This is a genomic window from Limnohabitans sp. Hippo3, from assembly GCF_003063665.1.
GTDB lineage: Bacteria > Pseudomonadota > Gammaproteobacteria > Burkholderiales > Burkholderiaceae_C > Limnohabitans_A.
Map to the genome: position 1 here is coordinate 583,173 of NZ_NESF01000001.1, position 22,589 is coordinate 605,761.

The 22,589-nt window shown below is 62.6% G+C and carries 24 protein-coding genes; 12 read left to right on the plus strand and 12 right to left on the minus strand.

Features of this window, described 5'->3' with window-relative positions:
* Positions 1-20: 20 nt before the first annotated feature.
* Both B9Z34_RS02725 and B9Z34_RS02730 read left to right on the plus strand, forming a co-directional pair.
* Complete coding sequence (locus tag B9Z34_RS02725; protein WP_108426550.1) at positions 21-1,280, plus strand: D-amino acid dehydrogenase; 1,260 nt, start codon at positions 21-23, stop codon at positions 1,278-1,280.
* A gap of 2 nt (positions 1,281-1,282) precedes the next feature.
* Positions 1,283-1,765 (plus strand): GNAT family N-acetyltransferase, encoded by a 483-nt coding sequence (locus B9Z34_RS02730; protein WP_108426551.1) that lies wholly within the window; start codon positions 1,283-1,285, stop codon positions 1,763-1,765.
* Positions 1,766-1,896: 131 nt separating this feature from the next.
* Here the strand turns inward: B9Z34_RS02730 and B9Z34_RS02735 are convergent, their stop codons facing one another.
* Positions 1,897-3,072 (minus strand): J domain-containing protein, encoded by a 1,176-nt coding sequence (locus tag B9Z34_RS02735; RefSeq protein WP_108426552.1) that lies wholly within the window; start codon positions 3,070-3,072, stop codon positions 1,897-1,899.
* A 145-nt stretch (positions 3,073-3,217) separates the two neighbouring features.
* Between B9Z34_RS02735 and B9Z34_RS02740 the strand changes: the two genes are divergently transcribed.
* Positions 3,218-5,143, plus strand: a complete 1,926-nt coding sequence (locus B9Z34_RS02740; protein WP_108426553.1) for a radical SAM protein — start codon at positions 3,218-3,220, stop codon at positions 5,141-5,143.
* Positions 5,144-5,166: 23 nt separating this feature from the next.
* Here the strand turns inward: B9Z34_RS02740 and B9Z34_RS02745 are convergent, their stop codons facing one another.
* From B9Z34_RS02745 to B9Z34_RS02785, 9 genes are all read right to left on the minus strand, one after another.
* Positions 5,167-5,862: an SDR family NAD(P)-dependent oxidoreductase gene (locus B9Z34_RS02745; RefSeq protein ID WP_108426871.1), complete on the minus strand. Its 696-nt coding sequence runs from the start codon at positions 5,860-5,862 to the stop codon at positions 5,167-5,169.
* Positions 5,862-6,629 (minus strand): formylglycine-generating enzyme family protein, encoded by a 768-nt coding sequence (locus B9Z34_RS02750; protein WP_108426554.1) that lies wholly within the window; start codon positions 6,627-6,629, stop codon positions 5,862-5,864. Before B9Z34_RS02750 ends, B9Z34_RS02745 begins: the two co-directional genes overlap by 1 nt.
* Positions 6,626-7,009, minus strand: a complete 384-nt coding sequence (locus tag B9Z34_RS02755) for a thiol-disulfide oxidoreductase DCC family protein (protein WP_108426555.1) — start codon at positions 7,007-7,009, stop codon at positions 6,626-6,628. The genes B9Z34_RS02750 and B9Z34_RS02755 overlap by 4 nt, the downstream gene beginning before the upstream one ends.
* Positions 7,006-7,629, minus strand: coding sequence for a histidine phosphatase family protein (locus B9Z34_RS02760; protein ID WP_108426556.1), 624 nt, complete (start codon positions 7,627-7,629; stop codon positions 7,006-7,008). The genes B9Z34_RS02755 and B9Z34_RS02760 overlap by 4 nt, the downstream gene beginning before the upstream one ends.
* A 10-nt stretch (positions 7,630-7,639) precedes the next feature.
* Entirely contained in the window at positions 7,640-8,299 is a 660-nt protein-coding gene (locus B9Z34_RS02765) for a DsbA family oxidoreductase (RefSeq protein WP_108426557.1), read from the minus strand.
* Between the two features lie 92 nt (positions 8,300-8,391).
* Entirely contained in the window at positions 8,392-9,267 is an 876-nt protein-coding gene (locus tag B9Z34_RS02770; protein ID WP_108426872.1) for an alpha/beta fold hydrolase, read from the minus strand.
* Positions 9,268-9,301: 34 nt separating this feature from the next.
* Positions 9,302-10,477 (minus strand): MFS transporter, encoded by a 1,176-nt coding sequence (locus B9Z34_RS02775; protein ID WP_108426558.1) that lies wholly within the window; start codon positions 10,475-10,477, stop codon positions 9,302-9,304.
* Between the two features lie 123 nt (positions 10,478-10,600).
* Positions 10,601-11,698: a chorismate synthase gene (gene aroC / locus B9Z34_RS02780; RefSeq protein ID WP_108426559.1), complete on the minus strand. Its 1,098-nt coding sequence runs from the start codon at positions 11,696-11,698 to the stop codon at positions 10,601-10,603.
* Between the two features lie 44 nt (positions 11,699-11,742).
* Positions 11,743-12,210: a CBS domain-containing protein gene (locus B9Z34_RS02785; RefSeq protein ID WP_108426560.1), complete on the minus strand. Its 468-nt coding sequence runs from the start codon at positions 12,208-12,210 to the stop codon at positions 11,743-11,745.
* 112 nt (positions 12,211-12,322) lie between these two features.
* Here B9Z34_RS02785 and B9Z34_RS02790 point away from each other — a divergent pair, with 112 nt between their 5' ends.
* Genes B9Z34_RS02790 through B9Z34_RS02810 form a run of 5 tightly spaced genes read left to right on the plus strand, consistent with a single transcriptional unit; the run spans position 12,323 to position 16,534 of the window.
* A complete protein-coding gene (locus tag B9Z34_RS02790) occupies positions 12,323-13,618 on the plus strand; it encodes an O-acetylhomoserine aminocarboxypropyltransferase (protein WP_108426561.1) in 1,296 nt (431 codons plus the stop codon).
* 5 nt (positions 13,619-13,623) lie between these two features.
* The gene (locus B9Z34_RS02795) at positions 13,624-14,043 is read left to right on the plus strand and encodes a GNAT family acetyltransferase (protein WP_108426562.1); all 420 of its coding nucleotides are present in this window, start codon (positions 13,624-13,626) and stop codon (positions 14,041-14,043) included.
* Between the two features lie 14 nt (positions 14,044-14,057).
* Positions 14,058-14,876: an alpha/beta fold hydrolase gene (locus B9Z34_RS02800; protein WP_108426873.1), complete on the plus strand. Its 819-nt coding sequence runs from the start codon at positions 14,058-14,060 to the stop codon at positions 14,874-14,876.
* Positions 14,873-16,201 carry a cytochrome P450 gene (locus B9Z34_RS02805; RefSeq protein WP_108426563.1) on the plus strand — a complete coding sequence of 443 codons (1,329 nt, stop codon included), beginning with the start codon at positions 14,873-14,875 and terminating at the stop codon, positions 16,199-16,201. Before B9Z34_RS02800 ends, B9Z34_RS02805 begins: the two co-directional genes overlap by 4 nt.
* Before the next feature lie 21 nt (positions 16,202-16,222).
* Positions 16,223-16,534 carry a DUF962 domain-containing protein gene (locus B9Z34_RS02810; RefSeq protein WP_108426564.1) on the plus strand — a complete coding sequence of 104 codons (312 nt, stop codon included), beginning with the start codon at positions 16,223-16,225 and terminating at the stop codon, positions 16,532-16,534.
* A gap of 144 nt (positions 16,535-16,678) precedes the next feature.
* Here B9Z34_RS02810 and B9Z34_RS02815 read toward each other — a convergent pair whose 3' ends face one another.
* Positions 16,679-17,929: a YihY family inner membrane protein gene (locus B9Z34_RS02815; protein WP_108426565.1), complete on the minus strand. Its 1,251-nt coding sequence runs from the start codon at positions 17,927-17,929 to the stop codon at positions 16,679-16,681.
* 21 nt (positions 17,930-17,950) lie between these two features.
* Here B9Z34_RS02815 and B9Z34_RS02820 point away from each other — a divergent pair, with 21 nt between their 5' ends.
* Both B9Z34_RS02820 and B9Z34_RS02825 read left to right on the plus strand, forming a co-directional pair.
* On the plus strand, positions 17,951-18,358 hold the full coding sequence (locus B9Z34_RS02820) for a DUF2069 domain-containing protein (RefSeq protein ID WP_108426566.1): 408 nt from the start codon (positions 17,951-17,953) through the stop codon (positions 18,356-18,358).
* A gap of 44 nt (positions 18,359-18,402) precedes the next feature.
* Positions 18,403-19,845: an FAD-binding oxidoreductase gene (locus B9Z34_RS02825; protein WP_108426567.1), complete on the plus strand. Its 1,443-nt coding sequence runs from the start codon at positions 18,403-18,405 to the stop codon at positions 19,843-19,845.
* A gap of 349 nt (positions 19,846-20,194) precedes the next feature.
* On the opposite strand, the gene B9Z34_RS02835 is transcribed toward B9Z34_RS02825, so the two are convergent.
* The gene (locus tag B9Z34_RS02835; protein ID WP_108426569.1) at positions 20,195-21,016 is read right to left on the minus strand and encodes a flagellin; all 822 of its coding nucleotides are present in this window, start codon (positions 21,014-21,016) and stop codon (positions 20,195-20,197) included.
* Positions 21,017-21,247: 231 nt separating this feature from the next.
* On the opposite strand from B9Z34_RS02835, the gene B9Z34_RS02840 reads away from it, so the two are divergent.
* Both B9Z34_RS02840 and B9Z34_RS02845 read left to right on the plus strand, forming a co-directional pair.
* A complete protein-coding gene (locus tag B9Z34_RS02840) occupies positions 21,248-22,087 on the plus strand; it encodes a thymidylate synthase (protein WP_108426570.1) in 840 nt (279 codons plus the stop codon).
* Between the two features lie 11 nt (positions 22,088-22,098).
* Positions 22,099-22,587 carry a dihydrofolate reductase gene (locus B9Z34_RS02845; protein ID WP_108426571.1) on the plus strand — a complete coding sequence of 163 codons (489 nt, stop codon included), beginning with the start codon at positions 22,099-22,101 and terminating at the stop codon, positions 22,585-22,587.
* The last annotated feature ends 2 nt before the right edge of the window (positions 22,588-22,589 follow it).

A 22,589-nucleotide genomic window follows, 5' to 3' on the forward strand; every position in this document is an offset into this window, starting at 1 on the left:
GTTGAAACGAGAGAAGCTTCATGAAAAAGCACATGGCCATCATTGGTGGCGGCATTACCGGCATCACCTCCGCCTACGCCCTGGCCCAGCAAGGCATCCAGGTCACCCTGATCGAGAAAAACCGCTACCCTGGCATGGAAACGTCCTACGCCAACGGCGGGCAGTTGTCGGCCTCCAACGCCGAAGTCTGGACACACCCGTCCACGATCATCAAAGGCCTCAAGTGGATGCTCAAGAGCGACGCGCCGCTCCTGATGAACCCCGCACCCACCTGGCACAAACTCAGCTGGATGGCCGAGTTCGTGGCCGCTATTCCCAAGTACAAGGACAACACCATCGCCACGGCCAAGCTGGCCATCGAGTCGCGCGAGCACCACTTCGCCTGGGCCAAGGCCGAAGGCATCGACTTTGACCACAAGCGCGAAGGCATCTTGCACATCTACCGCGACAAAAAAGGCTTTGACCACGCAGGCCAAGTCTCCAAGCTGCTGGCCCAAGGCGGCCTGCCCCGCCGCGCCGTCACCCCCGACGAAATGAAAGCCATCGAGCCGACCCTGCAAGGCCAGTACTACGGCGGCTACTTCACCGAGAGCGACTCGACAGGCGACATCCACAAGTTCACGTTTGGCCTGGCCAAGGCCTGCGAGCGCCTGGGCGTGAAGATCCTGACCGAACACCAGGTGCTGAATGTCGCCTCGAACGGCCAAACCGCCACCGTGCAAGTGCAGCACGCGGGCCAAACCGAGACCCTGAGCTTCGACGGCATCGTCATTTGCGCAGGTGTGCACGGCCGCCGCTTGGCCGCCCAACTGGGCGACCGCCTGAACATTTACCCCGTCAAAGGCTACTCGATCACCGTGGGCCTGAACGACGCCGCCAGCCAGGCTGCTGCGCCGCAGGTCAGCCTGCTCGACGACGAAACCAAGCTGGTGACCAGTCGCCTGGGCGCAGACCGTTTCCGCGTCGCGGGCACGGCCGAGTTCAACGGCATCGACCTGGACATCCGCGCCGACCGCATCAAGCCGCTGGTCAACTGGGTCAACGAATGCTTCCCCGGTGTGGACACCCGCCGCGTCGAACCTTGGGCCGGTCTGCGCCCCATGATGCCCAACATGCTGCCGCGCGTGGGCGCAGGCAAAAAGGCCAATGTGTTCTACAACACCGGCCACGGCCACCTGGGCTGGACCTTGTCCGCCATCACGGCGCACCAGCTGGCAGGGCATGTGATGGCGGCCATGAAGGACAATGTGCGCTCCTTCATGACCCCCGCCACTGCCTGACCATGCCGCTTCACATCCTGCCCGTCGATTACCAAAACCCGGTCCACCGCCATGCCCTGGTGATGCTGCTGGACGCCTACGCCCAAGACCCGATGGGCGGGGGCGAAGGACTGACGCAGGATGTGAAAGATCGCTTGTGCGATGACCTGGCTGCACGCAGCGATGCAGCCAGCTTCATCGCCTGGCTGGACGATGCGCCTGTGGGCCTGGTCAACTGCATCGAGGGCTATTCGACCTTCAAGGCGCAGCCCCTGATGAACATCCACGACATCGCCGTGCTGCCCGGGCACCGGGGTGCAGGGGTAGGCCAGTCTTTGCTGGCCGCTGCCGAGCAGCATGCGCGGGCGCGTGGCAGCTGCAAGCTCACGCTGGAAGTGCTGACCGGCAATGCGCGGGCTTTAAAGAGTTACCTCGGCTTCGGCTTTGAGCCCTATGCGCTGGACCCCGCTGCGGGTCAGGCCAGCTTCATGCAAAAGTGGCTTTGAACAAAACCCTGTAGGTCGGGCCTTTACGGTCCGACCCTTGATTTTTTCGCTAAACGACATTTTCAAAAGGCGGCAGCACACCGACGATGTCGGACCTGGAGGAGCCGACCTACAAAGACCACGCGCCCAAATCAAAAGTCGCTGGACGACTGCACCTGCTCTTTGGCCAGCTGCCACTGCTCTTTGAGCCAGCGCTTGAGTTCGGCATCGTTCTGAATCCGTCGCAAATCGGCTGCCAGGCTGTCGGCGTTGTGCCGTTGGTCGGCCTGGATGCGCTGCAGGACTTGCGTCATCGCCGCCTCGTCCACATCGGCCCGCACCGACACGCACAGCTCGCGGCTCAAGCGGCTTTGCAAAGCGTCCAGATCGTCCTCCAGCGCGGTGACCTGTTCCTTCAACAGTGAAGCCATGGCGATGAGCTGGGCATCGGCCATGCGGGTGGCGTTTTGCGGGTTGATCTGCGTCACCTGCATTTGCAGGCGCAGCAAGGTGCTCAGCTCATTTTTTTCATAGGCGGCATTGACCTCGCTCATCCGCGCGGTTTTGCGCAGGCGCTCTTGCTCGTCGGGCTCACGGTCCGGGTGCAAGGCGCTGGCCAGTTGCCGAAACACCGTGCGGATGGCGCTTTTGGCATCGGCCTCGCGCAGCACGGCGGGCGGCACCTCGCCTTTTTCGGCGGCCGCGCTTTTCTTTTGGGCTTGTTTGTGTGCTTTTTTGGCCGCACGCTTGGCCGCCTTGCGCTGCTCATCGGCCTCTTGTTGACGCTGCCACTGGCGGATGCCCGCTTGCATCATCTCTTCGGGTGTCTGGTAATGGCTGGGATTTTGAATCGGCTGACCCAGCGCTTCTTCGATGCGCCCGCGCAGGCGCTGCGCCGCCTCGGCCTGCTCTTGGGCTGCTTCCTGGGTGTCCTCATCGCTCACATACAAATCGGCCAGGGCCTGCACTTGCGGGTCAGCGCTGGCGGCCAATTGGTCGATCAAACCGCGCACCAGTCCCCGGGCCATGCGCTGCTGTCTGTCGGTGAAGTCTGCCGTTTGCAGGCGCTCATGCACAAAGAGCAGCAGGCTTTTACGATGGGCCTGCGCCAGCTGCACCGACTCGCGCAAGGCCTGGATGTGGGCATACCGGTGCCGATCTGACCAAGCCTCCAGCCGCCCGATCTGGCCTGAGAGCTGCTCGATGCGGGCCAGCAAGGCGTTGAAGCGCTGCTGGGCGGGCGTGAGCGGGGCTTGATCGCCCGGCTTAACCATCAAGGCAGACAGGGAGACAGCAGCGTTTTGGGGCGCTTCGGGCGCGGAAATCATTGGAAAGAGATTGACGACTTATAAGCTGCTGGATGTTAACCCCCTGCAAGCCCCGCATCCCGTGCGAGGACGCCCCTGCGGCAGAATGCAGCAAGGGGCGTGGCCAGTCGATAATCCCCCCACCCATTCGATAACTGTTCGCCTGATGCCCAGCCCCACCCCGTTCAAAGTGCTCAGCCTCATCCCGCCGATGACACAGCTGAACACGCCCTACCCGTCCACGGCCTACCTGACGGGTTTTTTGCGGTCGCGGGGGTTTGATGCGGTGCAAGAAGACTTGGCCCTGGCCACCGTGCTGGCCTTGCTGAACAAACCAGGGCTCACGGCCCTGCGCGACGCAGCGCTGGCCTTGCCTGTCGAAGAGCGCTCAGGCCCGGTGAATTTCTTCCTCGACCATTTCAACGATTACGCCGTCAGCATCGACCCGGTGATCGCCTTTTTGCAAGGGCGCGACAGCACGCTCAGCCACCGCATTGCAGGCCGGGGCTTTTTACCCGAAGGCCCGCGCTTTGCGGCGCTCGACGCCTATGACGACGACGGAACAGGGGACCCGATCGGCTGGGCCTTTGGTGCTTTGGGTCAGACCGACCGCGCCCGGCACCTGGCCACGCTGTATTTGAACGACCTGGCCGATGTGCTGCGCGACGCCGTGGACGAAGGCTTTGAATTCGTGCGCTACGCCGAGCGCCTGGCCGCCAGCCAGCCCAGCTTTGACGCGCTGGCCGAAGCCCTGGCCGAGCCCCCCAATTTGATCGACAGCACGCTGGAGCGCCTGGCCTTTCAAGCCATTGAGCGGCATCAGCCGCAATTGGTGCTGCTGTCGGTGCCCTTCCCCGGCTCGGTGTATGCGGCGTTTCGCATCGCCCAATGCATCAAGCGCTCGCACCCGCACATCCGCATTGGCTTGGGCGGTGGCTTTGTGAACACCGAGCTGCGCGAGCTGAAAGACGCCCGGGTGTTCGACCATGTAGATTTCGTGACACTCGACGGCGGCGAACGCCCACTGCTGAGCCTGATCGAGCACCTGCAGGGCCAACGCAGCGCGCAGCGCCTGCAGCGCACCTTCGTCCGTAACGACGCAGGCCAGGTGCAGTACATCAATATGCAAGAGCCCGACATCCCGTTTGAAGAGGTGGGCACGGCCACTTGGGACGGCCTGCCGCTGCACCAATATTTGTCGCTGCTGGACATGCTCAACCCGATGAACCGGCTTTGGAGCGACGGGCGCTGGAACAAGCTCACCGTGGCGCACGGCTGCTACTGGAAAAAATGCAGCTTTTGCGACGTGAGCCTGGACTACATCAGCCGCTACGAGACCGCGCAGGCCAGCACCCTAGTCGACCGCATCGAGCAGATCGTGGCCGAGACGGGCCAGACCGGCTTTCACTTTGTGGACGAAGCGGCACCGCCCAAAGCGCTCAAGGCTCTGGCTGAGGAAATCCTGCGCCGGGGCGTGCAAATCTCGTGGTGGGGCAACATCCGCTTTGAGAAGACCTTTACCCCCGAGCTGTGCGAACTGCTGGCGCAAAGCGGCTGCATCGCCATGTCGGGTGGGCTGGAAGTCGCGTCAGACCGCTTGCTGGCCCTGATGAAAAAAGGCGTCTCGGTCGAGCAGGTAGCGCAAGTGACCAAAGGCTTTGCCGATGCAGGCGTGCTGGTGCACGCCTATTTGATGTACGGCTTTCCCACGCAGACCGTGCAAGACACGGTGGACGCGCTCGAATACGTGCGCCAGTTGTTTGAAAACGGCTGCATCCACAGCGGCTTTTTCCACCGTTTTGTCTGCACGGTGCATTCGCCCGTGGGCCTGAATCCCGACGCTTACGGCGTGACACTTTTGCCTCTGCCCGAGGGCACATTTGCCAAAAACGACGTGGGCTTTGTCGACCCGACGCCCATGCCGCCCGGCGTGAACCATGACCTGCTGGGCCAGGGCCTGAAAAAAGCCATCTACAACTTCATGCACGGCGTGGGGGTGGAGGCCGATGTGCGCCAGTGGTTTGAGCTGCCCAAAGGCCAGTGCCCCAAACCGACAGTGCCGCGCCACAAAATCGCCAAAGCGCTGGGCTGATCAAAGCCCTTTGCTTTGCTTCATCACCAAGGGATGTGCTGGCCCTGATGGTCCATAAACTGCGCACGCCCTATGGGCTGCAAGCCGTCCAGCACATTCAGCAAACGCTGGGCAGCATCTTCAGGCCGCATCGCATCGCCCCCCACAAAAGGCTGGCTGAGCGCCGACTGCACCGTGCCCGGCTGCAAGGCGGCCACCACCGCCAGCGGCCTGCGGCGGGCGACTTCGATCGTCGCCGTTTGCAGCAGCATGTTCAGCGCCGCCTTGGCCGCGCGGTAGCCGTACCAGCCGCCTCTGCGGTTGTCTTCGATGCTGCCCACCCGAGCCGACAGCTTGCCCCAAATCACGCGCTGACCGGGTGCCAGCAAAGGCACAAAGTGTTTGAGCAGCAGGCCCGGCCCCACGGCGTTGAGCTGCAGCGCCGCCAGCAAATGCGCCGCGTCCAGCTCGTCCAGGCGTTTTTCAGGGCCGCGCCCGTTCACCGTGAGTGCCCCCGTGGCGTCCAGCACCAGATGGAATGGCCCCTGCGCGGCCAACGCTTGCGCACAAGCGGCGATGCTCGCTTCATTCAGCAGATCCAGCCCCGGCGAGGTTTGGCGTGACACCCCCAGCGCCAAGGCGCAGCGCGGATCGTGTTGCAGCTGCTGCAGCAAGGCGCTGCCAATGGCACCACTGGCACCGATCACCAAGGCGCGGTAGCCCTCTGGCAGGGAATGCATCATGGCCGGGCCTTGCTCGGGTTGGCGCTTGGCGGCTTGAGGTCGTAGGCACAGCGAAAGCCAATGTAGACCGCATAAAAGTCGGCCGGTTTGAAGGCTTGCACATCGGCCTTCATGTTGAACGCGCCGTACCACCAGGAGCCGCCGACGGTGCGCCGCTCAGCGCCCCGGGCGTCGGTGGTCCACTCCCACACATTGGCGCCCATGTCGTACAGGCCATTCACCCCCTGGCGCGTGGCCCCGGCGGGCGCGGCCCTGGGCCACGGGTCGGCATCACTGGTGTTGGCGCCTTGCGGGCTGTCGCCCGTGGTCCAGGGGTAGGTGCGGCCCTTGACCCAGGGCGCAGGCGGCGCATCGCGCAGCTCGGTGAAGCCCGCTGTTTGCCACTCGGCCCCGGTGGGCAAGCGCCCCCCGGCCCGGCGGCAGTAGGCCTGCGCCTCGGCAAAGTCCAGGTGCACAGCGGGCAAATCCGGGCTGGCGGGCACGCCATCGGGCCTGCGCCAGGACCAACCGGGGCGGCGCTCCCAACCTGCGCCGTATTCAAAACCACCGCCCTCTTTTTCAGCGCGGGTCACCGTGCCGGTGGCACGCACATAGCGCTCAAACTGGCCGATGGTGACTTCAGTGCGGTCAATGGCCCAGTCGCCCAAAACCACTTTGTCAGGCACTTTTTCAGCCATGGCTTGACCCGTTTGGGCTTGCGCCACAGGCCCGCCCAGCGTGGTCAAGCTGGCCAGCAGCACAACAGAAACGCCCCGCAGCTTCATGACACTTTCTCCTCGCCCACCCAGCGCCGCACCCACTGTTGCAGGCGCGGGCGCAGCGGCAAAAACAAACGGTAAGCCCCCTCGAACACCCACGACATCGGTGGCCAGGCCGACAACCAGCCCAACCAACGCCAGCCCGGAAACAGCCGCCACATCTGCGAAAACGCCGCCGCGCCGCTGAACAAGCGCCCCTCGCGGTCGCGCACATGGAAACGCGCCATGGCCTGCGCACAACTGAGCGCGCCCAAATCGGTCCCGGCGCTCACATCCACCCAATCGACACTCGTCGCCTGCGGCAGGCGGCGGTAGATCGCGATTTCGCGGCGGCACAAGGGGCAAGAGCCGTCAAAGTAAACCGTCAAGCGGTGCAGCGTGCTCATGCGGCCAGGTCTCCACGGGCCACCAAGCGGCCTTGGCGGTCCACCACAAAACCTTCGCCCAGGCCCGGGTAGGCCCCGGTCAAGCCGGTCATGATGACCTGGTGCGTGACCCACACCTCGGTGCGCCCAGCCGGCAGCGCCTGCAAGCGCTCGCGCAAAGCCTGCTGCTGAGCAGCCGGATCGCCCTGCCCGGCAAAGGTGCTGTTGAGCGCGGGCCAGTCTTCGTAAGTGCCAAAAGCCAGCCGCGCCGTGTCCTGACAGCGGCACCACTGACTGCTGCGCACCGCGTCGGGCTTGAAGTTCTGCGCTTGCAGCCAAGCGCCGAAGGCGCGCGAGGCTTGACGCCCCGCCTCGCTCAGGTTGCGCTGCGTGCGGCACTGACCGATCACAAAACCCGGCGGATCGCCAATCCCCGACTCGGTGGCGGCGTGGCGAATCAACAGCACACCGCCGCTTTGCCGCCAAACGGCCAACAACTGCGCCCGCGTCGCAGGCTGTGCGGACTGCGTCCCAGCCAAGCCAGATGTGCTGGCCAGCCATGGCGCGACCAAGGTCGCCCCCAAACGGGCCAGGGCCGTGCGGCGCAGCACACCAGCCGAAACGCGAGCGCTAGGTGTCATCCACTGCGCCTCAAGACACTTCGCCCGAAGCGATGCGGCGCAGTGCCTGCTCGAACACCTCGACCGGCTGGCCGCCCGATATCAAATGCCTGTCGTTGATGATGACCGCAGGCACCGAGCGGATGCCCGCCTGCGTGTAGAACTGCTGGCGCTCGCGCACCTCGGCGGTGTGCGCGTCGCTGCTGAGCACCTCACGTGCGGCGGCCACATCCAGTCCCGCTTCGGCCACGCCCGCGAGCAAAACCTCCGGGTCTTCCATGCACTCGGCGCGCCCCTGGTAGGCCTGCAAAAAGGCTTTTTTCAGGGCGTGTTGCGCTCCCGCGCCTTGGCCCTCGGCCCAGTGCAGCAAGCGGTGCGCGTCGAAAGTGTTGTAAACCCGCCCGCGACCGCCCGGGTGAAACTCAAAACCCACCTCGGCCCCACGGGCGGCAATGGTCTGGCGAATTTGCGCCTGCTGCTCAGCCGTGGAGCCGTATTTTTCGGTCAGGTGTTCGCCCAAGTCCTGCCCGCCGGGGGGCATGTGCGGGTTCAGCTCAAAGGGCTGGAAATGCAGGTCGGCCTGCACCTCGCCGTCCAGGCGCTCCAGGGCTTTTTCCAGAGCACCCAGGCCCACGGCGCACCAGGGGCAGGCAATGTCAGAAACGAAATCGATTTTCAATGTGGTGGTCATGATGGACTTTCAGCAAGGCTTCATTGTCCACCGGACAACACTTGTCCGCCGTTGACCCCACACAAAAGCCCAGCCCTGACAGGGGCGGCAAATCAAGCCCCCAGAATTTCCAGCAAGGCCGCGTTGAACGTCTGCGCCGCCTCGTACTGCACCCAATGCCCCGCCCCGGCCACGGTGTGCCACTGACCCCAATGGGCTGCCTGGCGCTGCATGGCGACCTGCAACTCGGGCAAGCGTCCTTTGTACAGGGCGTCGTGTTCACCATAAATGGCGCTGACGGGCACCTGCAATTGGGGCAGGGTTTGGGCCACGATGTCGGTGGAAGACATGCGCCTGCGCGGCATGCGGTCACGCGCCACGTTGGCTGCGTGCAGGCTGAGGGCCAAGTCGTCCAGGCTGTTCGGGTTCTGCAGCATGAGCGCCATCAGGTTGTGGCGGTGCACCACTTCTTGGGCTTCGGGGGTGGGCAAATGCCGCCAGCCCTTGAGCGGGATGCGCTCGGGCACCGTCAGGCCCATGCCGGGAGCGCCGACCAGCACCAGGCGCTGGGCGTCTTGCGCATGTTCGGCCAGCCACAAAGCCCCGGCCATGCCCCCGAACGAAAAACCCACCACGCTGACTTCGTCTGCGCACTGACCCGATTGCTGCAACTGCTGAAAACCTGCGTGCAGATGTGCTGGCAAAGCGTCCACATCGGTGCAGCCGCTGGGCAAATCGGAGTCGCCAAAGCCGGGCAAATCGGGCACCAGCACGCGCCAGCCTGCATCGCGCAGGGGGTCGATGTTGTGCACCCAGTGCGTCCAGCTGCCGCTGCCGCCATGCAACAAAACCACCGAAGGCCGATGGGCCGCCCCCCAGCCGTGCCACACCATGCGGGCACCTTGCCAATGCGTTTCCAGGCGCTGGGCATCAGCCAAGGCCTGGCGCAAATCGCGCGTCAAAAAATCGGGCAAAACAGCAGCGTTCATGATCTCCTTCATGCTCACATCAGGGGACATGCCATCACCGGGACGCTGGTGGATGCTGCAAACGCCAGACCCTGTAGGCCGCAGCCGTGGCCACCACGCTGGTCAGGGCACTGACCACGAACACGCTTTGCAAGCCCCAGCGCTCGCTGATGACTCCGCCCAGCAAGGCCCCAATCACCCCGGGAAAGCCATAGGCCACGACGGTGTAAAGGGCCTGTCCTCGGCCCCGCAAACGCCCAGGGAAATGGTGAGAAATCAGGGCGATGCACACCGTGTGGTGGGTCGCAAAGGTCACCGCGTGCAGGGCTTGCGCCAACAGCAACACCCAGAGCACATCGGCCCACGAGGCCGTGAAGACCATGCGCAAGGCCATGACCGCCGAACACACCACCAGCCAAGCCGTCAGCGGCATGCACGGCAACCAGCGCGACTGGGAAAAAAACCACACGATTTCCACCGCCACCGACACGGCCCAGAGCACGCCGATCATGGTTTTGCTGTACCCCAGTGAATCGAGGTAGAGCGAGAAAAACACATAAATGCCGATGTGTGACAGCACATGAAAAAAAGTGGAAGCCAGAAACCACTGCACCGACTTTTGCCGCAGCACGGGCCACACGGGCTCATGCACAGCCGAGTGGTGGCTGGACTCCTTGAGGTCCGGCAGCCACCACACACTCAGCAACACAGCGGCCAGACTGAACACGGTCCAGCCGGGAAAATGCTGCATGCCAAAGGCCTCGAACCAGGCGCCTGCCGCAAAGACCGTGACCAGAAAACCCATGGAGCCCCACAGGCGAACCCGCCCGTAACGCTTGGTGTCGAAAGCGCCGCCTTGACTCACGAGGTGCGCCATGGCCGCTTCGCTCATGGGCATCATGGAACTGGTGTGGGTGAACATGAGCAACAAGACCAAGCCCAGCCCCACCGGACCCCAATCCAGAAACAACAGACAAGCGGCCGCAAAAGCCACACCTGCGCCAATGCGCAGCAGCTTCACGCGCTCGCCCGTGCGGTCACTCAAAGCCCCCCAGGCATAGGGCGCAAACAATCGGGTGGTGGCCTGCACGGCAGTGAGCACACTGATGGTCAAGAGGCTCAGCCCCATGTCTTGCAGCCACAGCGGCAAGTAGGGGTTGAAAAACCCGATGTGGGCGAAATAACTGGCCGACAACGCGGCAAAAGGCAGGAGCTGACGGCGCTCAGACATGGAAGCTCCAATGCCCAGTGGGAGGCTGCCCCTGCGGCCGAATCTTTGCATACCGCGGCATCTCAACCATTCGCGAGCGGGGACTCGCTCCCACAAAGGGGCACGCACCCTCATGCCAAGGCATCAGGGCTTGCCCGCTGGGATAGGGGGCAAATCGTGTTCGACATCCCCGCATTGGGCACGGTGCTGCAGGGCATGCTCCATGACCACCAGCGCCAGCATGGCTTCGGCGATCGGCGTGGCGCGGATACCCACGCACGGGTCGTGGCGGCCTTTGGTGATGACCTCGGTGGGCTGGCCTGCTGAGTCAATCGAGTCGCGCGCAATCAAAATCGAGCTGGTGGGCTTCACGGCAATCGACACCTCGATATCTTGCCCCGTGCTGATGCCGCCGAGCACCCCGCCCGCGTTGTTGCCCACAAAACCAGCCTGCGTGAGCGCGTCGCCAGCGGTGCTGCCCTTTTGCGTGACGCAGCCAAAACCCGCACCGATTTCCACGCCCTTGACCGCGTTGATGCCCATCATGGCGTACGCAATGTCGGCGTCGATCTTGTCAAACAACGGCTGGCCCAGGCCCACGGGCACACCCCGCGCGACCACGCGCAAGCGGGCACCGCACGAATCGCCCGACTTGCGCAGCGCGTTCATGTAGTCTTCAAGCGCCGACACATCGGCCACCGGGGCAAAAAACGGGTTGTTCGGCACATGCTCCCAGCTCTCAAAGCCGATTGGCACATCACCAATCTGGGTCATGCAGCCGACAAAGGTGGTGCCGAATTTTTCCTTCAGCCACTTTTTGGCCACCGCGCCTGCGGCCACCATGGGCGCGGTCAGGCGCGCCGACGAGCGGCCGCCGCCGCGTGGGTCGCGCAGGCCGTATTTGCGCCAGTAGGTGTAGTCGGCATGGCCCGGGCGGAAGGTCTGCAGGATGTCGCCATAGTCCTTGCTGCGCTGGTCGGTGTTGTTGATCAGCAGGCAGATCGGGGTGCCGGTCGTCAGGCCCTGGTAAACGCCCGAGAGAATCTGCACCGCATCGGGCTCGTTGCGCTGGGTGACGAATTTGCTGGTGCCGGGGCGGCGTCGGTCCAGGTCGGGCTGGATGTCAGCCTCGCTCAGCGGCATACCCGGGGGGCAGCCATCGATCACGCAGCCAATGGCCGGGCCGTGGGATTCACCAAAGTTGGTGACGGAAAAGAGATGTCCAAAGGTATTGCCGCTCATAGGGGCTGATTATCCCAGAGCGGCCATGCGTGGTGCGCCGGCTCTCAAGGTTTGGCGTGATCGGCTTGTGCAGGTGAGTCTGCGGGCCAATCCCGGATGTACGCCTTGAGCATGGTGTTTTCAAAGTTCTGACTGTCCACCACGGCCTTGGCCACATCATAAAAACTGATGACGCCCATCAACATGGGGCCGTCCATGACGGGCATGTAGCGGGCATGATGCTCCAGCATCATGCGGCGCACCTCGTCAATGTCGGTGCTGCCCGCGCAGGTCAGCGGCTTGGACTCCATGGCTTCACGCACCATGGTGCTCCCAACCTGCCCCCCGTTTTTCACAATTTGCTGAATCACCTCGCGAAAGGTCAGCATGCCCACCAACTGGCCTTGGGCCATCACAACCAGGGAACCGATGTCTTTTTCGGCCATATCGGTCATGGCACGGGACAGGGGTTCATCGGGCTGCACGGTGAACAAAGTGCCGCCCTTGACGCGGAGGATGTCGCTGACTTGCATGGTGTGTCTCCTGAGGGATGATTCGAATCGGATTGGTTGTCAATATAGCCCACAATGCCCCACAGGGTAAGGCCTCAAACTTGCCTTATGCTTTCTTTTTTCGGAGACAACCATGGCTGGATACAGCGATCCCGGTTTTGACACTTTGGCCCTGCACGCGGGTGCCGCACCCGACCCCAGCACGGGTGCACGGGCCGTGCCCATCCACCTGACGACCTCATTCGTGTTCGAGTCTTCGGACCAGGCCGCCGCCCTGTTCAACCTGGAGCGCCCGGGCCACGTCTACAGCCGCATCAGCAACCCCACCAACGCGGTGCTGGAGCAGCGCATCTCGGCACTCGAAGGCGGCATAGGCGCCATCACCACATCGAGCGGTCAGGCCGCTTTGCACCTGGCCATTGCCACGCTGATGGGCGCAGGCTCGCACATCGTGGCGTCGAGCGCTTTGTACGGCGGCTCACACAACCTGCTGCACTACACCCTGAGCCGCTTTGGCATCCGAACCACTTTTGTCAAACCTGGCGACCTGGACGCCTGGCGGGCTGCGGTGCAGCCCGACACCAAACTCTTTTTTGGCGAAACCGTGGGCAACCCCGGCATGGACGTGCTGGACATCGAGGCCGTGAGCGCCATCGCGCACGAAGCGGGCGTGCCACTGCTGGTGGACTCCACCCTCACCTCACCCTGGCTGATCAAGCCCTTTGACCACGGAGCCGATCTGGTCTACCACTCGGCCACCAAGTTTCTGTCGGGCCACGGCACGGTGGTGGGCGGCGTGGTGGTCGATGGCGGCAGCTTTGACTGGGACAAATCGGGCAAATTTGCCGAGCTGAGTCAAGCCTATGAAGGCTTTCACAACATGGTCTTCAGCGAAGAGAGCACCGTGGGTGCCTTCTTGCTGCGCGCCCGGCGCGAGGGCCTGCGCGACTTTGGTGCCTGCATGAGCCCGCACACCGCGTGGCTGATTCTGCAAGGCATCGAGACCCTGCCGCTGCGCATGGCCCGCCACATGGAGAACACGGCCAAAGTGGTCGAATTTCTCGCGGCGCACCCATTGGTCAGCCGCGTGGGCCACCCCCTGCTGGAGAGCCACACCTCACACGCGCTGGCGCAAAAACTCCTGCCACGCGGCGCGGGCTCGGTGTTCAGCTTCGACATCCGAGGGTCCCGCGCCCAAGGCCAAAAGTTCATCGAAACCCTCAAGGTTTTCAGCCACCTGGCCAATGTGGGCGACTGCCGCAGTCTGGTGATCCACCCGGCCAGCACCACGCACTTCCGCATGACGGACGAAGCCCTGGCCGCAGGCGGCATCGGTCCCGGCACCATCCGCCTGTCGATCGGCCTGGAAGACCCGGCCGACCTGATCGACGACCTGAAAAAGGCACTCAAAGCTGCAGAAAAGGCCTAATCGCCATGCACATCCGCGCCTACCAGACTTCCGACGAAGCGGCCGTGGTCGCCCTGTGGCAAGCCTGCGATCTGACACGGCCCTGGAACGACCCGCACAAAGACATCGCCCGCAAGCTGCAAGTGCGCCCCGATCTGTTTCTGGTGGGCGAGGTGCAGGGGCGATTGATGGCCAGCGCCATGTTTGGCTATGAAGGCCATCGCGGCTGGGTCAACTACCTGGCGGTTTCACCCGATCACCAAAGGCAAGGCCATGCCAAGGCCTTGATGCAGGACGGCGAAGCCCTGTTGCTCGCTTTGGGTTGCCCCAAAATCAACCTGCAAGTGCGTGCCAGCAACGCCCAAGTGCTGGCTTTTTACCAATCTCTGGGTTACTGCGACGACCAGGTCGTCAGCATGGGCAAGCGCCTGATCCCGGACCAGTGAAACACCCCACCACCATGCTCATTCCACTGCCCACCCACAAGCTCTACGCCTACACAGGCGGCAAGCCCTTCAACCCCGCCCAACCCACCGCCGTGTTCATCCACGGCGTGCTCAACGACCACAGCGTCTGGATCTTGCAAACCCGCTACATGGCGCACCACGGCTGGAACGTGTTGGCCATCGACCTGCCCGGGCACTGCAAAAGCGAAGGCCCGCCGCCGCAAAGCGTGGAAGAAGCGGCCGACACCATCATCGCGCTGCTGGATGCGCTGAAGATTGACAAGGCCGCGCTGATCGGCCACAGCTTTGGCTCGCTCATCGCCCTGGAAGCGGCTGCCCGTGATTCGGCGGCCCATCCCGGCCGCGTGAGCCACCTGGTCATGGTGGGCACGGCCTACCCCATGCGCGTCTCGCCCGCCTTGCTCGACCTGTCGGTCAATGCCCCGTTCAAGGCGATTGACATGGTCAACAGCTTCTCGCACTCCACGCTGGCCCCGCCTCCATCAGCGCTGGGCCCCGGCACCTGGCTGTACGGCGGCAGCAAGGCGCTGATGCGCCGGGTGCTGGCCAGCAACACGCAGGTCAATGTGTTCCATACCGGCTTCAAGGCCTGCGACAGCTACAGTGGCGCCGAAGCGGCCATGCCCCGTGTGAGCTGCCCGACCCTGTTTGTGCTCGGCAACGCCGACCAGATGACGCCGCCCAAGGCCGCGCAAAGCCTGATTGAGCTGTGCACGCAACCCAAGGTGGTGAAACTGACCGCAGGCCATTCGCTGATGACCGAAGCGCCTGAAGGGGTGCTGCAGGCGCTCAAGGCTTTTTTGAAGCCATGAGCACACTGATTTCCCACATCACCCCACCCCTGTCAGCGAACAGGGCGCAAGAGATTGCCCAAACGCTGGACCTGCGCGCCCTGCCGCGCGATTTTCTGGACAACCCCTACCCGGTCTACGCCGCACTGCGCGAAGCCGAGCCCTTCAAGCGCATGCCCGACGGCTCGTACTTCCTCACACGCCATGCCGATCTGGTCGCGGTGTACCGGGATGCCAAGGTCTTCAGCTCCGACAAGCAGGTCGAGTTCGGCCCCAAATACAACCACGCGCCATTCAACCAGCCGCCTTACACCACGCCCGGCGGTGTGGCCCCGCTGTTCGAGCACCACACGAACAGCCTGGTCTTCAACGACCCGCCCCTGCACACCCGGGTGCGCCGCCTGATCATGGGCGCCCTCACCCGCCGCGCCATTGAAGCCATGGAGCCTGGCCTGGTGCAGCTGGTCGACAGCCTGCTGGGCAAGATCGAGGCGCAAGGCGGCGGCGACCTGATCGAAGACTTTGCTTCGGCCATTCCGGTCGAGATCATCGGCAACCTGCTGGACGTGCCGCACGCCGACCGCGAGCCCCTGCGCGGCTGGTCGCTGGCGATTTTGGGGGCGCTGGAGCCCGCCCTCACGCCCGAACAGGAAGCGCTGGGCAACCGCAGCGTGACCGACTTCCTGGCTTATCTGCGCGAGTTGGTTGCCAAACGTCGTCAACAACCGGGCGACCCGGAGCACGATGTGCTGACCCGGCTGATCCAAGGTGAAGCAAATGGCGACGCCCTGAGCGAAGTCGAGCTGCTGCAAAACTGTGTGTTCCTGCTCAATGCCGGACACGAGACGACCACCAACCTGATCGGCAACGCCCTCATCACCTTGCAAGAGTGGCCCGAGCAGCGCGAACAACTCAAGGCAGACCTGAAACTGGCGGCCAGCGACGAAGAACGCGAACAGATTCTGGGCCGGGCGGTGGACGAGTTTTTGCGCTTTGAATCGTCCAACCAGCTGGGCAACCGCCGCGCCCTACAAGCCACGCAGATCAACGGCGTGGATCTGCCCGCAGGCGCTTTGGTCACCCTGTGCATTGGCGCGGCCAACCGCGACCCGGCGGTGTACGAGAACCCCGAACAACTGAACCTGCGCCGCACCGGCAACAAGCACCTGGCTTTTGGCTTTGGGGTGCACCAGTGCGCGGGCCTGAGCCTGGCGCGGCTCGAAGGCCGCATCGCCATCGGGCGCTTTTTGCAGCGTTTTCCCAATTACCGGCTGACCCAGACCCCAGTGCGTGCTGGCCGTGCCCGGTTCCGCGGCTTTTTGAGCGCCCCCTTTCAAACCCGCTGAACACAGCCCGGAGACACCGCCATGACCGAAACCGTCCACCATGCCAGTTTTGCCGAGTTTTACCCGTTCTATTTGAGCGAGCACAGCCACCGCACCTGCCGTCGCATGCACTTTGTGGGCAGCAGCTTGTCGCTGGTGTGCCTGGCCATGCTGGCCATCACCGGCAAGCCGCAGTACTTTTTGTATGGTTTGCTGTGTGGCTACGGCTGCGCCTGGATCGGGCATTTTGTATTCGAGAAGAACAAGCCCGCCAGCTTCAAGCGCCCGCTTTACAGCTTCATGGGCGACTGGGTGATGTACCGCGACATGTGGCGCGGGCGTGTGAGTTTTTAAGGTCTCAGCCTTCGGCCAGGATGGATACCCGGTCAAGCCGGGTATGACAAAAACCTCGTCACCCCCGACCTGATCGGGGGTCTATGCCTTCGGTGTCGATGGGTACCCGGCCGAGCCTGGTATGAAGGAAAGGTCAGGATGACCTCAGGCGGCCGGTACGCGCAAGAGCTGCGCCACACGGATCTGATCCAGTCCCGTATGCGTCCAGACTGGATCGACCCCAGGGCCTCGCAAAACCAGCAAACGGTCCGCCAGCGGGGCCACGCTGACCTGGGTGGGGTCGATCAGCAGGACTTGCCGGGCTTGTCCCTGGTCGTTCTGCTCGGTCAGGCGCCCCACCCAATCGAGGCTTTGCAAAACGTCCAGCACCTGACGCAGTTCGCTGATCTCCACACGCAAACGCACCGCCAGGTCATCGGTGCTCCAACCCCGCTGGACAGACCCCTTGGCAGCGTTCAACTCGGCCACAATCTCCAACGCCAGGCGAAAGCCCCAACCCGCCCCCTCGGGCTTGCGCCACTCTTGCCGGCCCAAGTGGGGCAGGCTGGAAGCCAGCACAGCCCCCAGCAAAACCAGCAGCCAGGTCACATAAATCCAGACCAGCAAAATCGGCAACGCAGCAAAAGCGCCATAAATCAGGGAATACGTGGGCACCTGAAGCAGGTACAGCGCCATCAGCTTTTTGGCCAACTCCAGGGCACCCGCGACCAGAAATCCGGCGGTGATGGCATGCCGCCAGCGCACCCGGGTGTAGGGCACATAAAAATACAAACCACTCACGCAGGCCGTGAGCAGCACAAACTCAAAACTGTCGAGCAACCAGCGGACCGAGCCTGGCAGCACATCCACCACGTCACGCGAAGCCGTCACCACATAAGACGTGATCGCCAGACTGGCCCCCAAAAACAAAGGCCCCAGCGTGATGGCAGACCAATACAGCAGCACCCGCTGCGGCAAAGGGCGTTGACGCCGCAAGCCCCAGATTTGCCCCAAAGTGCGCTCGATCGTCACCATCAAAAATACCGCAGACAACAGCACCGCGACCAAACCCGCCGAGCCCAAACGGCTGGCCTTGCGGGAAAACTGGGTCAGGTAACTGAGTACCTGGCGGGCGATGCTCTCGGGCACCAGGCTCTCGATCAGCCAACGCTGGATCGTGTCCTGGAACTTGCCAAACACCGGAAACGCGGCAAACACCGCCAAACCCACGGCAAACAGCGGCACCAAAGCCAGCACGGTGGTGAAGGTGAGCGAGCTGGCGCTCACGCCCAAACGGGCCTCGCGAAAGCGTTCGGCCAGCACACCCGCCATCTGGCGCCATGGAAAAACCGACAATTCCTGCCACCAAAGGGTGGCTTGGGCGCTCAAAGAAGACTTGGACAAGGGAGAAGGCATGCCCGGTATGATGCCACCGCAATGAACACCAACACCGAAAATAACCCCGCTGGCGTCGATTTCACCCGCTGGATGGCCGTGGGCAGCTTGCTGGGCCTCATCCTCTTGGGTCTGGCCTGGGAGCTTTGGCTCGCGCCCTTGCGTCCGGGTGGCTCCTGGTGGGCCATCAAAGTGCTGCCGCTGTGCATTCCGCTGGCCGGCCTGCTCAAAAACCGCATGTACACCTACCGCTGGGTCAGCATGCTGGTGTGGCTGTACTTCATCGAGGGCGTGGTGCGGGCCTGGGGCGATGCCTGGCCCTCCAATGCCCTGGCAGGACTGCAAACTTTGCTGTGCACCACCTTGTTCATAGCCTGCGCCTTGCACGTGCGCATCCGCTTCAAAGCTGCCAAAGCCACGGGTAATTTTGTGCCCGTGCCCCGCGACTGAAGCCGGCCCCCTCGCTCATTGACACCGTCAGCCACCAGTTGCCCATGACCACTTTGCCCCACGCTCACCCCGAACTGATCGCCCAACTGCGTCAGATTTGCGGTAACGCCCACGTCTTGACCCACGACGACCCGGCCACCGACCTGAGCCCCTGGGAGCAGGACTGGCGAAAACGCGTCAAAGGCCGTGCCTTGGCCGTGGTGCGCCCAGGCAACACCGCCGAAGTGGCGGCGGTGGTCAAGGCCTGTGCAGCAGCCAACACGCCCATCGTGCCGCAAGGCGGCAACACCGGGCTGGTGGTGGGCGGCGTGCCCAACGGCTCGGGCACCCAGATCGTGCTGAGCATGACCCGCATGAACGCCGTGCGCGCCATCGACCCGGCCAACCTCACCATCACCGTGGAAGCCGGTTGCGTGCTGCAAAACCTGCAGGCCGCGGCCGAGGCTGCAGGTTTTCTGTTCCCCTTGAGCCTGGGCGCCGAGGGCAGCTGCACCATTGGCGGCAACCTGGGCACCAACGCAGGCGGCACGCAAGTCGTGCGCTACGGCAACACCCGCGAGCTTTGCCTGGGTCTGGAAGTCGTCACCGCGCAAGGTGAAGTCTGGAACGGCCTGAGCGGCCTGCGCAAGGACAACACGGGTTATGACCTGCGCAACCTGATGATCGGCAGCGAAGGCACGCTGGGCATCATCACAGCCGCCACGATGAAGCTCTATCCACAGCCCGCCGCACAGCTGACCGCCTGGGCCGCCGTGCCCAGCATGGAAGCGGCCGTGCAACTGCTGGTCCTGGCGCACCAGCGTCTGGGGCCCGGCCTCACGGGCTTCGAGGTCATGAACCAGTTTGCGCTGGGCCTGGTCGACAAACACTACCCCCAATTGCGCGTGCCGCTGTGGCAGGACACCCCTTGGTGTGTGCTACTCGAAAACTCCGACAGTGAAAACGAAGCGCACGCGCGCAGCCAGTTTGAGGGCCTGCTCGAAGCCGCCCTGGAACAAGGCTGCGTGACAGACGCCGTGGTTGCAGAAAACCTCACGCAAGCGAAGGGGCTGTGGTACATCCGTGAAAGCATCACCCTGGCCCAGGCCACCGAAGGCCTGAACATCAAGCACGACATCAGCATCCCGGTTTCCCGCATCCCGGACTTTGTGGCCGAGACCGACGCCCTGCTGGCGCGTGAAGTGCCTGGCGTGCGGATGGTCGACTTTGGCCACCTGGGCGACGGCAACCTGCACTACAACGTACAAGCGCCCGAAGGAGCCGATGGCCCCGCCTTTTTGCGGCAATACGAAGACCGGGTGAACACGCTGGTGTTCGACCAGGTCAAGCGCTTTGGCGGCTCGATCAGCGCCGAACATGGTGTGGGCGAGCAAAAAGTGAACAAGCTGCCGCTCTACAAAGACCCGACAGCGCTGGCCATGATGCGGGCCGTCAAGCAGGCTCTGGACCCGCAAAACCTGCTCAACCCCGGCCGCGTGCTGGGCTGAAAACACGCATCAGGACTGGACCTTTTACCCATGCGGCATTGACAGCCAGTTTCTGCGAGAAATCATCGAAAAACTCAAGTTTTTCTTCGCCGTGCCGATCATGTCTACTCCCATGGAAAGGCCGCCATCATGATCATCGAGCAGGTCCCGCTGGACAGCATCCGATTACATCCCCACATATCAACTCTGTCTTCGCTCGAGATCGGCGAGAGCATTTTCTGCTCAGAATTCAAACAAGCCCAAAGCCTTCGGGCTCTGTCTTACTACATGATCCGATCCAGAAACATGGACCGTAAATTCACCTTCCGAAAAATGGACCGTGGCTGGCGCATCATCCGCGTACGATGAATCAGGACGCAACAGACTGTAGCAAATAGGCCACCAGATCTTTGTTCATGGTATTGGATTGCGCGAGCATGGCTGTGGCTGCATCCTGCTGAATCTGGGCCGAAGCCAAATTAGCCGTTTCTTGCGCCAGATCAGCATTCATGATGTGACCATAAGCTGACGAATAGTTAGTGATGTTGTTGGTAGCCACATTACTCTGGATGACCATCACGTTTTCCATCGCCCCGATGTAAGACTGGTACGCTGTGACCGTATCGATGGCATCATCAAGCAACCCCACCGTGGTGGTGGCAGCTGATTCGCTAGCTACGCTCAAACCGGTCAACAGCAGCGAAGACACGGTTATTTTTTCCAGATTCAAAGTTGTAGTGTCACCCGAGTTGATGCCACTTTGTATGGTCTTCGTGGATGCACTACCCATGAGAGACTCGCCATCCCATACCGCATTGTTAGATACGCTGTCTAGAGCATCCAAGTATTCATCAATTTGCGTCTGGTACATCGCCCTGTTAGCTGTAGACAGGGTGCCCTCAGATGCCACGGCCGCGACCCGCATAGATGTCAGGGCATCCACCATTTGCGACAACGAGTCATCCACCACTTGAACAATGCCCGCGCCCTGACTGAGGTTATCCACCACCTTTGAGAACGATCCCACCTGAATCTTAAGCTTATTGGCAACCCCCAATCCAGCCGGATCATCCGACGCACTGTTGATCCTAAAACCGGTGCTGATTCGCTCAGCAGCTTTTGCCGCAGCGGTATTGGCTGTGTACAGGGACCTGACAGCTGTCAGGGCATTTTGGCTTGTACTGATTTGCATGAAGGCTCCTCCATCCCAACTAGAAGCGGCAATTTCTTGCCGCTTTGAAGCCTACGATAAGTGAACGAAACAGCTTTTGGAAAAACTTTAGGCTTTTTTACTGTCTTTTCACTATTTGCGCTCTTTACACTTGCCAAGCCTCAAGTTTTCGGAGTGACCTCTTGGATACAAAATCCGACGTCAGACAGCCTTTTGACTTGCAGGAAGGCGCTTCGCGTAAACTTCGGTCTCATGAGCACCTTTGCCCGCCCCGTACGCAGCCAGTACGAAGACTTCATGCGCCACGTCTACACGACCGGCGTGCAAAAAGGTGACCGCACCGGCACCGGCACCCGCAGCGTCTTTGGCCACCAGATGCGCTTTGACCTGAACGAAGGTTTTCCACTGGTCACCACCAAGAAGGTCTTTTTGCGGGCCATCATCGTGGAGCTGCTGTGGTTCTTGCGCGGCGACAGCAATGTGAAATGGCTGCAAGAACGCGGCTGCACCATCTGGGACGAATGGGCGCGCGAAGATGGCTCGCTCGGCCCCGTTTATGGCGTGCAGTGGCGCAGCTGGCCCACCCCTGGCGGTGGCCACATCGACCAGATCCAGCAGGTCATGGACACGCTCAAAAACAACCCCGACTCACGCCGAATCATCGTGAGCGCCTGGAACGTGGCCGAACTGGACCAGATGGCCCTGATGCCCTGCCACGCCTTCTTTCAGTTTTATGTGGCGCCGCCCCAAAAGGCGGGCGACAAGCCCAAACTCAGCTGCCAGCTGTACCAGCGCAGCGCCGACATCTTTTTGGGTGTGCCCTTCAACATCGCCAGTTACGCCCTGCTCACCCACATGATCGCGCAGCAGTGCGACATGGATGTGGGCGACTTCATCTGGACCGGTGGGGATTGCCACATCTACGCCAATCACCATGAGCAAGTCGAGCTGCAGCTGAGCCGCCAGCCATTTGCCTACCCCACCTTGAACATCAAGCGTAAACCCGCTTCGATCTTCGATTACGAGTTCGAGGACTTCGAGGTCGTGGGCTACGAGTGCCACCCCGCCATCAAGGCGCCCGTGGCGGTCTGAGTCCCGGCCTGATGAAACTGCACCTGATTTATGCATGCGCCCGCAACGGCGTGATCGGCAAGGACAACCAGATGCCCTGGCACCTGCCCGAAGACCTGGCGCACTTCAAGCGCGTCACGCTGGGCCAGCCGGTCATCATGGGCCGCAAGACCTGGGATTCACTGCCCGCCCGCTTTCGCCCCCTGCCCGGGCGTCTCAACATCGTCATCACCCGACAGCCTGAATGGCAGGCCGAAGGAGCCTTGCGTGCGGCCTCCATCGAAGACGCCATGCGCCTGTGCGGCGAGGCACCGGATGCCTGGATCATGGGCGGTGCCGAGATCTACCGCCAGGCTGAACCGCTGGCCAGCACAGCGATGGTGACTGAGATCCACGCCGACTTTGATGGTGATGCCTTTGCGCCCAAATTGGGCGCAAGCTGGCGTGAAATACAACGCGAACCACATCTGGCCGCCAATGGCTTGAATTTCAGTTTTGTAAGCTACCAACACGCAATTTGAGG

Coding starts and splice junctions, on each gene's coding strand:
- B9Z34_RS02725 (WP_108426550.1), top strand. CDS start 21: ATGAAAAAGCACATGGCCATCATTGGTGGCGGCATTACCGGCATCACC.
- B9Z34_RS02730 (WP_108426551.1), top strand. CDS start 1,283: ATGCCGCTTCACATCCTGCCCGTCGATTACCAAAACCCGGTCCACCGC.
- B9Z34_RS02735 (WP_108426552.1), bottom strand. CDS start 3,072: ATGATTTCCGCGCCCGAAGCGCCCCAAAACGCTGCTGTCTCCCTGTCT.
- B9Z34_RS02740 (WP_108426553.1), top strand. CDS start 3,218: ATGCCCAGCCCCACCCCGTTCAAAGTGCTCAGCCTCATCCCGCCGATG.
- B9Z34_RS02745 (WP_108426871.1), bottom strand. CDS start 5,862: ATGCATTCCCTGCCAGAGGGCTACCGCGCCTTGGTGATCGGTGCCAGT.
- B9Z34_RS02750 (WP_108426554.1), bottom strand. CDS start 6,629: ATGAAGCTGCGGGGCGTTTCTGTTGTGCTGCTGGCCAGCTTGACCACG.
- B9Z34_RS02755 (WP_108426555.1), bottom strand. CDS start 7,009: ATGAGCACGCTGCACCGCTTGACGGTTTACTTTGACGGCTCTTGCCCC.
- B9Z34_RS02760 (WP_108426556.1), bottom strand. CDS start 7,629: ATGACACCTAGCGCTCGCGTTTCGGCTGGTGTGCTGCGCCGCACGGCC.
- B9Z34_RS02765 (WP_108426557.1), bottom strand. CDS start 8,299: ATGACCACCACATTGAAAATCGATTTCGTTTCTGACATTGCCTGCCCC.
- B9Z34_RS02770 (WP_108426872.1), bottom strand. CDS start 9,267: ATGAACGCTGCTGTTTTGCCCGATTTTTTGACGCGCGATTTGCGCCAG.
- B9Z34_RS02775 (WP_108426558.1), bottom strand. CDS start 10,477: ATGTCTGAGCGCCGTCAGCTCCTGCCTTTTGCCGCGTTGTCGGCCAGT.
- aroC (WP_108426559.1), bottom strand. CDS start 11,698: ATGAGCGGCAATACCTTTGGACATCTCTTTTCCGTCACCAACTTTGGT.
- B9Z34_RS02785 (WP_108426560.1), bottom strand. CDS start 12,210: ATGCAAGTCAGCGACATCCTCCGCGTCAAGGGCGGCACTTTGTTCACC.
- B9Z34_RS02790 (WP_108426561.1), top strand. CDS start 12,323: ATGGCTGGATACAGCGATCCCGGTTTTGACACTTTGGCCCTGCACGCG.
- B9Z34_RS02795 (WP_108426562.1), top strand. CDS start 13,624: ATGCACATCCGCGCCTACCAGACTTCCGACGAAGCGGCCGTGGTCGCC.
- B9Z34_RS02800 (WP_108426873.1), top strand. CDS start 14,058: ATGCTCATTCCACTGCCCACCCACAAGCTCTACGCCTACACAGGCGGC.
- B9Z34_RS02805 (WP_108426563.1), top strand. CDS start 14,873: ATGAGCACACTGATTTCCCACATCACCCCACCCCTGTCAGCGAACAGG.
- B9Z34_RS02810 (WP_108426564.1), top strand. CDS start 16,223: ATGACCGAAACCGTCCACCATGCCAGTTTTGCCGAGTTTTACCCGTTC.
- B9Z34_RS02815 (WP_108426565.1), bottom strand. CDS start 17,929: ATGCCTTCTCCCTTGTCCAAGTCTTCTTTGAGCGCCCAAGCCACCCTT.
- B9Z34_RS02820 (WP_108426566.1), top strand. CDS start 17,951: ATGAACACCAACACCGAAAATAACCCCGCTGGCGTCGATTTCACCCGC.
- B9Z34_RS02825 (WP_108426567.1), top strand. CDS start 18,403: ATGACCACTTTGCCCCACGCTCACCCCGAACTGATCGCCCAACTGCGT.
- B9Z34_RS02835 (WP_108426569.1), bottom strand. CDS start 21,016: ATGCAAATCAGTACAAGCCAAAATGCCCTGACAGCTGTCAGGTCCCTG.
- B9Z34_RS02840 (WP_108426570.1), top strand. CDS start 21,248: ATGAGCACCTTTGCCCGCCCCGTACGCAGCCAGTACGAAGACTTCATG.
- B9Z34_RS02845 (WP_108426571.1), top strand. CDS start 22,099: ATGAAACTGCACCTGATTTATGCATGCGCCCGCAACGGCGTGATCGGC.